A 13,589-nucleotide genomic window follows, 5' to 3' on the forward strand; every position below is an offset into this window, starting at 1 on the left:
CGCCCTGCTCAGTCGGACTCGGTGCCGATGGCGGCATCGGTTGCTGCGTTGGTAATGGTGTCCGTGTCGGACGCCGGGTCGGCGGCCTTCGCGCCGGCGCGCTTCTTCGGGGTGGCGGCCTTCTTCGCGCCGCGTCCGCGGGTGGCGGCTGCCGGGCGCCAGGCCCGCAGCGCGTCGTCCGTCAGCCCGAGCTCGCCCTGCTTCGACTGCCGGAACGCCAGGATCTCGGCAGCCGGTGATGCTCCGAACTCCGGGTCGTACTCGCCATACCACTGCTCCAGCCACGGCTGCAGCTCCAGCAACCCGGCCAGATACGGCACGAGCTCGTCCTCGCCGAGCCCGGCCTGCTGGATGTACGAGGCGAGCGCGAGCGCCTGCTCCAGGTGATCCCAGCCGGCCCACCCGTAGAGTTCCGGCGACTGCGCGTTGACCGTGCCGTAGGACACGAACCGTTCCTTGGGAACGTCGAGCTTGCCGCGCGCACGCCAGTAGCTCGGCTTCAGGAAATCAGCCGAGGTGTACTTCGGCGGTACGGGAATCCGCTCACGGATCTTGCGCTTGGCGGGCTCGTCGGGCGCGGCGTCCTCCTCACGCTGGAGGCCCCAGACGTGCTCCCAGTCGGCGCGCTTCTTCAGCCCGGCCGGCTTGTAGCGAAGGGCCGGGATGAAGGGCACGTGCTCCTCGGACAGCAGCCCCCGTACGGTCTTCACGAGGTCCTGCCGGGGTGCGTACAGCTCGGCGACGGAGGTGAAGTCCTCGTCGGCGGACAGGTTTTCGGCGAGGCGGGCGAGGGCGATGACGGTGGGGTTGCCGCTGGGGTCGAACCAGTGGGCGCGGTCCTCGATCCGGTCGAGCAGCCAGGACTTCAGCGCCTTCTGGCGCATGGAGTCCCAGCCCTCGGTGGTCCAGCGCCGCTTGTACTCGGGGCGTTCCACCATTCCGATGGCTCGGTTCGACTCGATGGCCTCGATCCGCCGCTGCACGAGCGCCTGATAGTTGGCGGGCCAGTGCGCGGGGATCTCCGTGATTTGCGTCGAGCCGTGTCGCTTGAACCACTCGCCACTGGCCTCACCGGCCGTGATCCGTCGTGCGAGCACGATCTCGAAAGCTCGCTCGCCTAGGGCAAGTTCGGGCGCGGTGGAGGTGTCGGGCAGGCGCAGATCCTCGGAGTGTAGGTCGTAGAGGGAGTACACCTGCCAGTCCAGCTCCTCCTGGAGGGCGATCATGCGTGCGCGGGTGGAGTTGTAGTGGGCCTCAGCCTCACGGAGCGCGGCGGCGGTGGGGACGGCCTCGGCGGCGAGCGCGGCGGGGGATGTCGCGGCGAGTTGCTGGGCGAGGGAATCGAGCTCGGTGGCGAGAGTGGTTGGGTATTCAGCAGGAAGAGGGAATTCCTCCAAATTGGTGCCCGTGAACTCGTAGCGCTCTTCCCAGGCTTCGCTTTGGATTCCCCGACCCAAACCGCTACCCCCTTTCGCTTGGCTCACCATTTTCAGCCAGAACCCAGCGGTGGAGCTATTGAGCAGCCCAAGTAGCCGCACATGCTCCTCCTCGCTCGCCCCCTTGCGCAGCTTGATTACAGGAGCGTGCTTGTTGAAGATGCTGCCGCCTCGATCCAAGACGAAGTGGTTCTGCGTCGCCACGAAGGCGAACATCAGGGAGAGCGGCGTTGCATAGGCAGAGGACGTGTACTGCATGTACTCCCACCATTCGCGCCCTGCATCAGCCATATCACCTTGGAATGTCCGGCGTTCACGTAGGTCAGTGCGGAATGCCCACAGTTCTTCCTGAAATTGCTGCCGGTCAATCCCCTCCGCGTAGGGGAACCAGATCCGGTTGCTCGCCTTCGAGCTCCAATCCCTCACTCCGTCGCCGGTCAGGAACGGACGCAGCGCTGTCTGGTCCGCTTTGGTCTGGTAGGTCTGTCGGACGGGCCTCACGTAGGCATCGTCAGCGCCAACTCGTACTGCCCGTCCAATGCCTGGGTCGATCGCATGAAGCAGAGTCTCCGGCGCCTTCTCGGACAGTGTTTCGAGAAGCTCTCGTCCGCCGTCTGCGAGTACCCAAGGCTGTTTCGCGAAATACCGTCCGCGTTCCAGATCGTCCACGGACACCCACTGCCCTGCGCTTCCGGGACGGTCGATCTGTTCTACGATCGATCGCCAGACCAGCCCTTCTGCCGCGTTCTCCGGTGCGGCTGGTTCCCCCTGAACGCTACGGACCGTGCGGATGGTGGCCCGGCGGGCGCCCGTGTAATCCAGCGGGCGGCCGACGAGGATGACCGTCGGCGTCCCATGCCCCGGGATGTACGCCCCCGACGTGTCGATGACCTCTGTCAGTTCGACCTGATCCCGGAAGAAAATCTCGATCAGCTTCGACCCGAACTCCCTTTTCATGAACGAGTTGGCCGTGATTTGACCGACCATGCCGTAGCCGAGCCCGGACTTCTCTTCGCCCCGAACCGCAAGCTCGAAAAAGCGCTGCGCGAACGGGACCGACAGCGCGTACGTACCAGCGCACGCGTCGTACAGCTTGCGATACAGCTCGTTGAGAGTCTTGTCCTTGACTGTGATGTACGGAGGATTCCCCACCACCACGTGGTAGCGGCCCCTGTTCAGGATTTGCGGGTACTCGAACACGTCCTCTGTGCTCAGCGCGTAGTAGGGGGCTTCGGCGTCGCCCGATTCCACACTGTCGCCGAGGCTCAGCTGCTCGTCGCCAAACAGACCCTCCTGCCGGTGTTCCGTTGGCAGCAGCGAGTCGCCCACCGCGAGTTGGATTGGCCACTCATACTTCCGCGCCTCCGCGAACGTTCGCATGTCGCTTGAAGCCATCGCCGCGACCAGCAGCCGGAAGCGGGCAACCGCGATCGCGAACGGGTTGAGGTCCACCCCATGCACAGACTCCAACGCTGCCCGCACCCGTTCGTACGGGCCGACTTCGGGTCGCTGCGACGCCCACATCCGCACCAGCCGCCGGAACGCCCCGAGCACGAAGTGACCCGACCCACACGTCGGGTCGATCATCTTCAGCTCTTCGAAGCCGAACTCCCGCACTGCCGGTGTCATCGTCCGGTCGAGGATGAACTCCTCCACGAACTCCGGCGTCTGCAGTAGCGCGTACGTCTTGCGGGCCGCCTCGCTCAGGTCCTGGTAAAGGTCCCCGAGGAACCGGGTATCCCACCCCTTGGTGCCGTCTTCGCTCAGCGGATCGCTGAAGTCGTGCACGAGTACCGGGCCGCTGCCCTCACCGGACTCATCGTCCGCGCCGACCGAACCCTCGCCAGCGCGCTGCTCCCGCCAGAACGCGAGCAGCGCGCCAGCGCCGTCGTGCGAAAGCGGAATCTGGTACAGCGGGTTGTGCTCCTGATCGAAGAGCAGCCGCCCCGCCTGCCCAGCCCCCAACTCGGCGAACGCCGTCTCCAGCCACCCTCGATACGTAGGATCGGAATCCTTCTCCAGATACTCCTCGTACCGTGCCTGCGCTGTCTCCCGCCCCGCCACATCCGGCGCCGTGATGTACGGCTCGGCGATCAGTCGGTTGTCCTCGCTGAATCGGACGAACACCGTACCCAGTACCCAGGCCACCGCGACCTGCGTGATCCGTTCACCGAGCCAGGCGTTCCACGTCGCCGCCGTCCGGCCCAGCTTCCGGGCCTGGTCGTACTCGCCGCGTAGCCGCGTCCCGACCTCGGGGACAGCCTTGACCTGCTGCTCGAGGTCAGTCTCTGCCGCCCTGACCTGCTTCTGCAGGTCGGTGAGGAGGCTCTTGCGGTCGATCACGTACGGCTCCTGTGGAGAGTGGGAGAGAGCGGAAGAAGATCAGGTAACGAGGGTCAGGCGTCAGGTACGAGGTGCTTGCGGGTGACCCAGGCATCCGGCACGACGATCCACTCGTCGAACCCCGCCTGGTAAGGAACACTCTGCCCGGCCAGACGCGGCGCCCGTGCCGGATCGGACTGCGCGACGAGCAGCCACAGTGGGTTGCCGCCCTGCCGGGCCTCCTCCGCGAGCCGCCCGAGCAGGTCCAGCGCGTCGTACCGGGCCAGCGCCGCGGTGTCGGTGAGGAGCAGTGGGCCGGGCCCTTCCGCCAACCGCTCCCGCAGCCGCGGCTCGATGCGCCCCCACGCCTTGTCGGTGCGGATGCGCAGCTGCTGATGGGCCCGGCTGCTCGGTTCGGCGGCGTCTGCCTTGAGGACGGTCTCCCAGGTGGGACGCTCCGCCTCGCTGACCACCCCGCGCAGTTCGTCAACGAACAGTCCGGTCAGCGACACCGGCCGTGCACCGAACGGTTCACTGGCCAGCCATCGCACCGCCTCCTCGGCCCGCCGCTGCGGCACGGTCAGCACCCGGAAGCCGTCCCGCCGCGCCGAATGCGTAAGCCGCTGATCGGCCTTGACCGCGGCGGCGACCGCCGCGTCCGCGTCGTACTGGGTCGGGGCCGAGCGACGCGCAGCGGAGGCGCCCCAACTCGCCGAGGTCAGCCCGGCGGTGGCGTCCCCGGACCGGCGGTCCGGGACAAGACGCAGGACCTTGTCGTAGCGGGTGGCCAGCTTCAGCTCAAAGCCGGCCTCCTTGAGGGCGCGGACGAGGGCGCTGCCGGTGGGCAGCTTGCGCGGCACCAGCGGATCCGTACCCAGGTCGGGGAAGCGGGTCGCAACCCGCTTGTGCAGTGCGTCCACCGTCAAGCCCGGAAGGCGGTCCTCCTCGACGCCGGGCTGCACGGCGACCACACCAGCCTGGGTGATCCTCAGAGCGCGCACGAGGTCCAGGTCGCGCGGGTAGATCTCCAGACGTGGGGTGAGCGCGGCCCGCGTCGAGGCGGCGACCGCGATCTCGGCGGTGCGCCGCTCATCCCAGCCCAGGCTGCCCGGCGGCCGACGCACCCCGTCCAGTTCGGTCAGGACCGTGCTCGCCGTCGGAAGGGACTCGAGCGCTGCGAGCCGGTCGGCACGTGCGCCCAGGTTCAGCGCGTACTCCTGCAGGGCAGGAAGCGACGGGGTATCGGGGCCGTCCACGCCCTCCCGGACGTCCAGGGCGAGCAGGCCGATCACCGGATCGGCGCCCTTGGGCATCCGGGCGTGGAAGTAGCGGAAGAGCTGCGGGGACTCGTCGTCCCCGCTCTCGCGTTCCACCAGCGCCCGGCTCTCGCGTTCCACCAGCGCCCGCAACAGGGACAGCGCGAGCGCACGCCGGTCGCGCCGTCCCACATGCTGGGTGCCGCGCCGGGCGATCAGTGCGTCGGCGAGTTCGATCACCGGGGCGACCCGGCCTCGCTCGGCGAGGAGCTCCACCAGCTCCTCGCGCAGCAGCCCGAGGGCGGCATCCTCGTGCCAGCGCTCGCGTGCCTTCTTCACGATCTGCGGGATACGGCCGACGGTCAGGCCCACGGCTTCGGCGACGTCCCGCTGGCGCACCCACGCGAGACCGTCGGGCAGGCGGCCCTCGTCGTCGGGCAGGCGCAGGAGCAGCCGTACGGCTTCGCGCTCCTTGGCATTGGAACGGGCGTTGCCGCCGGACGGCCTCGGCACCAGACGAGCGGCGAGCGCGTCCAGGCTCAGGCCGCTCAGCGCCTGCGGGACGGTGACGTCTACGCCGGCCTCGGCGATTGCGTCGGCGGCCGCCCGCTCCAAGGCGGTGCGCTCCTGGTTCGCCGCCTTGAGGGCCGCTGCGCTCAGCGGCGAGGGTGCGGTCTTGCCGAGCCGGAGGTTCCACTCCTTTTGCCGACGCTGGATCTCCTCCCGGGTGCGCGAGCCCATGCCCGGCGCGGTGAGGAACTTCTTCGCCGAGTACTCCAAGACGTCCCCGACGGTATTCAGCCCCATCGCGAACAGCTGCGACTGTGCCGCGAGCGTCAGACCGGCCACCGACAGCGGCGTCTTCCGGTCGGCGCGCTCTGCCTGCTGGTCGCGGACCTGCTCGGCGGAGACGTCGTCGTCCTCCCGCCCGATCCGCGGCTGCGCCGCCGACTCGGCTCCCGCGTCCGTGCTGCCCTTCGCTCCGCGCCCTGGCTTCTCGCCGTGACCGGTGCTCGGTGCCGTCGTCTGCTGTGCGTCCAGGAAGATGCGCTGCCAGGCGCGCTCCATCGGCTTGAGATCCGGGAAGCGGTCCTTCACGTCCCGGGCCAGGGCCTTACGGAAGAACGCCACCAGGCCGTCCCGGACGGCCGGTTCGAATGCGTCGGCCGCGAGCCGCGGGTAGGGCCACTCCTTTGCATCTGTCTGCCGGGCCGTGACCGAGCCGTCGCCCCAGCGGGGCAGCTCGTTCGATGCCATCTCGTGCAGCGTCACGGCCAGTGCGTACCGCTCGGCATGTCCGTCGTACGAGCCGCGCGTGATGATCCCCACGAACGGGTCCAGATAGCCCTCGGTACCTGCCTCGACCTCCTTCGCCGGATATCCGGCGAGCGAGAAGTCGATCAATACCAGCTGTCGGGTGCCGTTGGGGCGAATCCGGATCGCGATGTTGTCCGGCTTCAGGTCCCGGTGCCAGATCCCCTCCGCCTCCAGGTGCTCCACCGCGCCGAACAGGTACTTCCCGTACGCCTCCAGCTGGTCCATGCCCAGGCGGCCGTTGTCCCGCAGCTGGCGGGCGACGGTGTCCTCACGGCGGCGCGGCCCCTTACTCGTGCTGCCGTCCTGGTCCTTCAGCTCCCGGCTGTCGCCCACGTACTCCAGGACCAGGACCCGGCGCCCGGCCAGCATCAGCGGTTCCGGCTCGTACAGCGAGATGATGCTGGAATCCCGGTGGATACGGCCCAGGACCTCCGCCTCGCGATCCAGGACCGCGTGCTTGGCCTCACTCAGCGCGACCTTCAGCACAGCCACCGGCAGGGCGCCGCTCCGCCGCGGCTCGCCCTCCAGATCTCGCACCAGGAATGCCCGCGAGGTCGAGCCCGTACCGAGTCGGCGCACGACTTCCCAGCGTCCGGCCAGCACATCCCCGGCCACCGCCTCCAGCGGGTCCTTCTCCGGCTCGGACCGCTCCTCGCCCGAGCCTGTGGCCGAACCACCGTCCGCGCTCGCGTCTGCAGCCGTATCCCCGCCGCCGGGGACCTCCTCGACGAACGCCTGCTCGACGTACTCCAGCATCTCCAGAAAATCGTCGACCGTGGACAGGCGCCGACCGGGTTCGTACGCGGTGGACGCCTCCACCAGATCGTCGATGTCCGGATTGAGGCCGTCGACGAGCGCGCTTGGGCGCAGACTCTCGCCGGCTTCCAGACGCGCCATGACCTCGTTCTGGCTCGCGCCCGGCGCCTGCCCGGTGACCAGCAGATGCGTGAGCACTCCGAGCCCGTACACATCGAGGCGCACCGGATCGGCCTTCGGAATCCTCAGCTCCGGAGCCAGGTACGGATCTGCCTGCTCCGCGACATGGAACCCCGACACGTTGGTCGGGGCCAGAGTCAGCGGCCGACCGCGGCTGGCACTTGCCCCGGTGGCGATCTGCCAGTCTGCGATCTGCGTCCACGGACGCAGCCAGCGCTGCTCTTCGCCGAGCTCCCGCCCTCGCGGGCCACGATCGCGCGGAATCACATGCACCGCGTGCGCCGACAGCGTGCGGTGGTGGACCCGCCGGGAGTGCGCGGAGCGCACTGTCTCGGCAAGCTGCCGCACCAGCGCGAGGCGCCCCTGCAGGTCGAGACCCTCACCGTGCTGGACGAGGTAGTCGTCCAGGCGCAGCGTCTCCGGGTGGTAGTCGAAGAGGATCGCGGGCCCGGCGGGATGCCCTGACGGCAGATAGTTCTTCAGCTGTACCGCGCCGGGATGACGAAACCGGCTGAGTACCGACGCCTCGCGGGCGGCGGCTCGCTCCACCGAGCGCCGCTCGTCATTGGAGGCGCCACGCTCGCTGAGGAAGACCCGTACCCGCGCCAGATCGTGCAGCTGGGAATGGCGGCCCAGATAGTCGGCCCAGGTCATCCCGGAATCGAACGCCTTCGCCTCCAGGAGGTAGGAGCCCACCTCGTGCTGGCGGCGGATCGGTGCGATACGGAGCTGCTTGAGAGCCGCATCGACGCGGCGGGACGTCTCGGCTGTGGTCTGGTACCGGGCGTCCCCCGGGGGTACGGCCAGCATCTCCACCAGCTGCTTGACCGTGAACACGCCGTTCATATCGGCGGCCGGAAGGTTCACCCGAAGCTGGTCGTCGGTGAAGCAGACTGCTTCCCCCACCCAGATTCTCGGTCGATTAGCGGGCTGACCAGCGACACCGTTGATCAGGCCCGATAGCTCCTTGGCCTTCCGGTTCGACAGGTGCAGCGGATTACCGTGCCGACGGCTGGTCCCACCGGACGTGGTCTGCACCCAGTCGTTGCCCCCGCCGTGGACCGAGCCGTGCCAGTCCTTCAGCTCGACCACGAACACTCCGGCCGGCGCCACCACCAGAAGATCGACCTCACGGACGTGCCCGCTGTTCGCGGTGAACGCGAAGTTTGACCAGGCGCGCCACGGCTCCTCGTCCGGCAGGCGCCTGCGGATCGTCTCAAGACCGCGGCGCTCGTGCTCATACTCGGACTCGGTGACCGTCGTCCACCGGCCATCCAGCATGCGGCTCCCCGTCCCCAATCTCTGTCTGCTTGTGGGTGCGTGTGCCTGCCACATTCCTGTCGGCGCGTTCAGGAAGCCCGACTCCACCCTTGGACCGAATCCTAAAGGGTGGCACTGACAACAAGAGGGGGCTGAGCTTGTTACGACAAAGGTCCCGCAGCCCAGCCCTGGCGGCGGTGGACCGGGGCGGAGTGCATCGCGAACGGATTCGGCCAGGCGGACCGGAGTGATTTCAGCCGAGGCGGCGCCGAGTCGGCGCCTCTAGGGATGAAGCGCGGCGGGTGGTGGAGCGGCGATCACATCGCCGTACACGGTGACGCCATGCCTTTGTATCGCGGCGATGCCAGAACGGTGCTCATGCGTCACAGGCAGCTGCTGGGGGAGCGGCCATTCGTCGGCTGATTAGCAGGAACGGGCAGTCACGGTGGTGCCCTGCCGGATGCGGCTGGATATGCAATGGCGACCTTGAGTATCCGGTCTCGGCGGTGGGTTCAGCCCACGGCAGACGAGAAAGAGCCCCAAGAGAATGGAACCTTCTTGGGAAGCATGCCAACGTACGACATCCCAGAAAGCGCCAGGTCAGCGGAGGGGTGCTGACTTCCAGATCGACCGGCAGAGCACCCCGTACCCCGCACGACGCGGCCTCGCCGCCGAGGCCCCCGACCCCAGGAGACCCACCTGTCGAATCCCGCAATCCGATCTGCCCGCTTCACCGCCCCGTCCTCTTGGCGCTCGGCGCCCTGAATGACTGGACCGCACAGCAGCGTGACGACTACGGCGCTGTCTCCACGGCATTGTGCCTCTGTGTTGCGCGGCCGGGCTGTTCGGCGAGGACTTGGTGCAACGTGGCGACCGTCGTGATCGAGCAATCCTCGCACACATCGCGACCCATCCCGGGGCTGCAACGCGGCATGTTGCCCAAGGCGTTGGAGTCTCCGAGCGAGTTGTGGGCCGCAACCTCGACCGGCTCACCGACGACGGACTCCTGGTGCTCGTCACGGACGGCGCTAATCGCGCTCTCCGGTCGTACCGGCTGGCTTCCTGACCGAATCATCCTTCTGGGCGCTTGGCGAGGTTTCATCGCGCAGCGCGATACATAGCGGACGATCCCCGGTTACCGAAACCGGGGATCGTCCGGAGCATTGATGGTGTTCGCACTCGGCTGTGCTTGGCGGTGGAGCCGTAGCGGATGCAGTAGACAGCGCCGCAAAAGATGGGAGGCAATAAGCGGCCCCTGCCCGCTGCCGCCCATAATCTGCAGCACTTTCACTGGAAGGCGACGACGTCCTCGTCGGTCGGCGTGGGAATCGCCGGTGCTGTCGGTCTCGTTCTGGCGCCCGGTGCGCTGCTCCGTAAAGGATCCCTCTCGTATGCCGATTTGCGATACCTCCATGCCTCTTCACGCTTCGAAGCCGGGCAAGGCGCCCACCCATACCCCATCAGGGCGCGAGTCCGGCACAAGTGACGCGTTTGAGCAGGCGTTCCTGAACGTCAAGAGCGCTGCACGATACCTGGGTATATCACCAAATACATTGTATGTCTGGCGGCATCGTCGCCAGGGGCCTCCGAGCTTCCGGCTTGGTCCGCGTGGGCGAGTGGCATATCGGCTCACGGCCCTCGACGCCTGGGTGTCTGAACAAGAACGAGCGGACTCCCGTTCCAACGACGCCCTCAATCCGCTTAACGGATCCCCTGAAGCGCGAACTCCTTCACCCCTTGCCTGATCTGGGCGACCGGCGAATCATGTCTCGCTGCTGCACCACGTAAGAGGAAACTGTTCTTTGGCTGGCTACATAGAAGACCGCTGGGTCAAAAAGGAGAAGGACCCAGCCACCGGAAAGCGGGAACGCACTACCCGCTACGGCAAGGGAAAACGCTACCGAGTTTCGGGTATCCCTGGTGTGCGGGACATGTCCTTCGGGACGTTGGAAGACGCCAAGACATGGCTGAGCACTGCCAGCACCGACAAGGGGCGGGGTGAGTTCGTCGACCCCCGAGACGGCTCGATTGAACTCACCGACTACGTGACGCGTTTTTGGTGGCAAGGCGTCCGCGGTGTGCCGGGGACCATCAAGAGGATGGATGAGCGCGTACGGCTCCACATCCTGCCGCACCTCGGAGACGTTGCCCTGCGCGACATCTCCGCAACAGTGCTCCGGGGATACATCACGGCCCTTGAGAAGGAATGCGCGGCCCGCTACGCCCGGCAGATCCTCACTGTGCTCTCGAACATCTTCGAGACGGCGATTGACGACAAACGGTTGCTGCGCAACCCACTTCGGGCCAAGACTGTCCGCTGGCCCAAGGCGCCTGACGACCTGCGGGAGGCATGGCCTCTAGAGGTCGCCCGGAAGGTGCGGGACGCGATCAAGGCACGGTATCGCATTGCCGTTGTGCTCGGGCTTGGGTGTGGTCTGCGCCAAGGCGAAGTCTTTGGTCTCTCGCCACAGGACGTTGACTTCGCACGCGGACTCATCCGGGTTCGTCGGCAGGTGCAACTCCTGGGTGGGCGGCTGTACTTCGCGCTGCCGAAGGGCGGTAAGACGCGGACGGTCGACATGCCTGAGGCCGTTGCCCGTGAGCTAGCCGAGTACTTTGCCGAGTATCCGGCAGTCGAGGTCGAGCTGCCCTGGGGCGGGCCAGATCCTGACCTGGATACCAAGAAGTTCCCGCTCATCCTTACCATCACGTACGGCAACGCCATCCGCGCGAATATCTTCAATGTTGAGGTGTGGAAGCCAGCCCTGGCCGCGGCGGGCGTCATCCCCATGCGTGAGAAGGGAGCACGCTGGCAGGCATCCCGCAAGGACGGCTTTCATGCGCTGCGGCACACCTACGCGTCCATTCTCCTCGAAGCCGGGGAGTCCGTTGTCACGCTGGCTCGCTGGCTTGGCCATTCGTCTCCGACGATCACCCTGGACTTCTACGCCCACTTCATGCCGGAGGCCGGAGCGAAGGGGCGCTCGGCCATCGACGCGCTGCTCGATGACGCTCCCGACGGCGTCGTGCTAGATCAGGAGGTCTCCATCTCTGTTGAGGCGCGGGTATCCACACCCGAACCCCCCTTGTGCGTAGCGGATATTGGCTCGTATCTCCTCGCGTTCCGCCATCGTGAGCATGCGGAGACCGTGGTGGATCAGTGGCAGAAGGACTGGCCTGGGCGGAGGGCAGTTGTGGAGGAGTGGGACCTCCAGCGTTGGGGGAGGCTGGGGCCGGGCGGCATGCGGGCGATCCGCGATCGTGTTCCCGACCGGCGCCTCGTGCACCAGGCCCATGCCGCCTTCCTGCCTGATGGCAGCAGGCTTCAGACTGCGGTCCCGCAGACCTGGTCGGTGCCCGCCTGGGAATTCATGGTCGACGAATACAGCACGTCGTCGGCGCACTGGCGTACTGAGAGACGACCTGGTCCTGATTGGACCGTCGAGGCCCAGGTCCGCGGCACCGACGAGGCGGCGGTTGCCGAGGCGTTTGGGCTGGCGTGCCGAGAGGCGGTCGACCGAGCCACGCATCCAGAGAGGTACGGCGACCCCGCGGATTGGTAGGTCCCTTTCACGCAGCATAAGGGGGAGCGACAGGCGTCGGGGCTTTACCGAAGGCGGCTGGGGCACAGCGAGTGCTGTGCCCCAGCCGCCTTCGGCGTATCACCGATGGCTACTCTGCGTCACCCTTTCGGAGGCTGGTCCAGTCCGGTGGTACGTGGCGGCACCTGCAGGTAGGGGTCCACGGCGGCGACTGCAGCCCGCGCGGCTCCAGTCGATTCTCCCCAGATTCTCCCCAGGGGGCTCCAGGTGTGCCTGAGAGCGGCTGATCCGCATCTTGTGCATGGACGGTCCCCATTGTTGACGTGGTTACTCAGAGCCAATCTCGACGCTTGAACACAAGGTACAAAGTGGCGCAAACAATCCCCATCAGGGCAACGGCGAAGGGGTATCCGAACACCCAGCGTAGTTCTGGCATGGTCTCGAAGTTCATGCCGTAGATCGTGCCGACCAGGGTGGGGGCGAAGAGGATGGCTGCCCAGGAGGAGATCTTCTTGATCTCCTCGTTCTGTTCGAAGCCCGCCTCCGCCAGCGCCCGCATCTCCGCGTTCTGCTGCTGGGTGACCAGTGTCGCGTTGACCGTGAGGATGTCGGTCAGGGCCTGGCGGAAGCCGTCGACGCGTTCGCTGGTGTGTGTGACGTGGTCGGCCACGTCACGCAGGTAGCGCTGGAGTTCCTCGTCCGTGCCGTACTTCGCGAAGCCCGCCATCAGGGCGTGGAGCATGCCGACCAGGGGGCGGGTGGCGCGTTGGAACTCGACCATTTCGCGGGAGAGTTCGTAGATGCGGCGGGAGACCTCCGGGTCGCCGCTGAAGACCTCGGTCTCGATCTCGTCGATGTCGTTCTGGACGCCGGAGACGACCGGGGCGTAGCCGTCGACCACCGCGTCGAGGATCGCGTAGAGCACCGCCTCGGGGCCGAGTTTGAGGAGGTCCGGGGTCTCCTCCATGCGGCGGCGGACGCCGGACAGGTCCGGGGCCGCGCCGTGCCTGACCGTGATGACGAAGTCCGGGCCCACGAAGACGTGCAGCTCGCCGAAGTCGACCTCCTCGGGCGCGTCCAGGTAGCGGGCCGCGCGCAGGACGACGAAGAGCGTCTCGCCGTAGCGCTCCAGCTTCGGGCGCTGGTGGGCCTCCATCGCGTCCTCGACCGCCAGCTCGTGGAGGTCGAACTCGGCTGCCAGCGAGAGGAGTTCCTGTTCGGTCGGGCGGGCGAGGCCGATCCACGCCATGCCGTCCGGCTGCTCGCGCAGCTCGCGGTAGGTGTCCGCGAGGGAGGCCGGTGTCGCCACGCGGACGCCGTCGCGGTAGAGCGCCGCCTGGACGACGCTGTCCTCGTCGTCCCGCGCTGCGGCCCGCGCCGGTCGCGAGGGGCGTGCGTCCTCAGGCGCCGCCGGGGGCTGCGTCGTGCGCCGCCACGCGTGCTTTCTCGCGGTCGGTGCGGGACGGGCTCGGCGGTCCGCCATGCCGGCGCCTCCATGTCGAACGTGTGTCTAGGTGGCC

At 67.4% G+C, this 13,589-nt stretch carries 6 protein-coding genes; 3 read left to right on the top strand and 3 right to left on the bottom strand.

Translation table 11 applies throughout. From position 1 onward, the window contains the following. Positions 1 to 8 precede the first annotated feature (8 nt). Both pglX and pglW read right to left on the bottom strand, forming a co-directional pair. Positions 9 to 3,779, bottom strand: a complete 3,771-nt coding sequence (gene pglX / locus ACZ4D5_RS30485; RefSeq protein ID WP_467775656.1) for a BREX-2 system adenine-specific DNA-methyltransferase PglX — start codon at positions 3,777 to 3,779, stop codon at positions 9 to 11. Between the two features lie 53 nt (positions 3,780 to 3,832). After that, a complete protein-coding gene (pglW, locus tag ACZ4D5_RS30490; RefSeq protein WP_467775657.1) occupies positions 3,833 to 8,548 on the bottom strand; it encodes a BREX system serine/threonine kinase PglW in 4,716 nt (1,571 codons plus the stop codon). 838 nt (positions 8,549 to 9,386) lie between these two features. On the opposite strand from pglW, the gene ACZ4D5_RS30495 reads away from it, so the two are divergent. The 3 genes from ACZ4D5_RS30495 to ACZ4D5_RS30505 all read left to right on the top strand — a co-directional run bounded on the left by ACZ4D5_RS30495 (position 9,387) and on the right by ACZ4D5_RS30505 (position 12,090). Next, positions 9,387 to 9,593, top strand: a complete 207-nt coding sequence (locus ACZ4D5_RS30495; protein ID WP_467775658.1) for a winged helix-turn-helix domain-containing protein — start codon at positions 9,387 to 9,389, stop codon at positions 9,591 to 9,593. Positions 9,594 to 9,939: 346 nt separating this feature from the next. Then, entirely contained in the window at positions 9,940 to 10,272 is a 333-nt protein-coding gene (locus ACZ4D5_RS30500; protein WP_467775696.1) for a helix-turn-helix transcriptional regulator, read from the top strand. Between the two features lie 57 nt (positions 10,273 to 10,329). Then, positions 10,330 to 12,090: a tyrosine-type recombinase/integrase gene (locus ACZ4D5_RS30505; protein ID WP_467775659.1), complete on the top strand. Its 1,761-nt coding sequence runs from the start codon at positions 10,330 to 10,332 to the stop codon at positions 12,088 to 12,090. A gap of 310 nt (positions 12,091 to 12,400) precedes the next feature. Here the strand turns inward: ACZ4D5_RS30505 and ACZ4D5_RS30510 are convergent, their stop codons facing one another. Further along, a complete protein-coding gene (locus tag ACZ4D5_RS30510) occupies positions 12,401 to 13,552 on the bottom strand; it encodes a magnesium and cobalt transport protein CorA (RefSeq protein WP_467775660.1) in 1,152 nt (383 codons plus the stop codon). Between the last annotated feature and the right edge of the window lie 37 nt (positions 13,553 to 13,589).

The sequence above is a fragment of the Streptomyces sp. NPDC025651 genome, assembly GCF_055558735.1.

Bases quoted from the DNA above. Each gene is read 5' to 3' on its own strand.
- ACZ4D5_RS30500 (WP_467775696.1), top strand. From the start codon at position 9,940: ATGCCTCTTCACGCTTCGAAGCCGGGCAAGGCGCCCACCCATACCCCA.
- ACZ4D5_RS30510 (WP_467775660.1), bottom strand. From the start codon at position 13,552: ATGGCGGACCGCCGAGCCCGTCCCGCACCGACCGCGAGAAAGCACGCG.
- pglW (WP_467775657.1), bottom strand. From the start codon at position 8,548: ATGCTGGATGGCCGGTGGACGACGGTCACCGAGTCCGAGTATGAGCAC.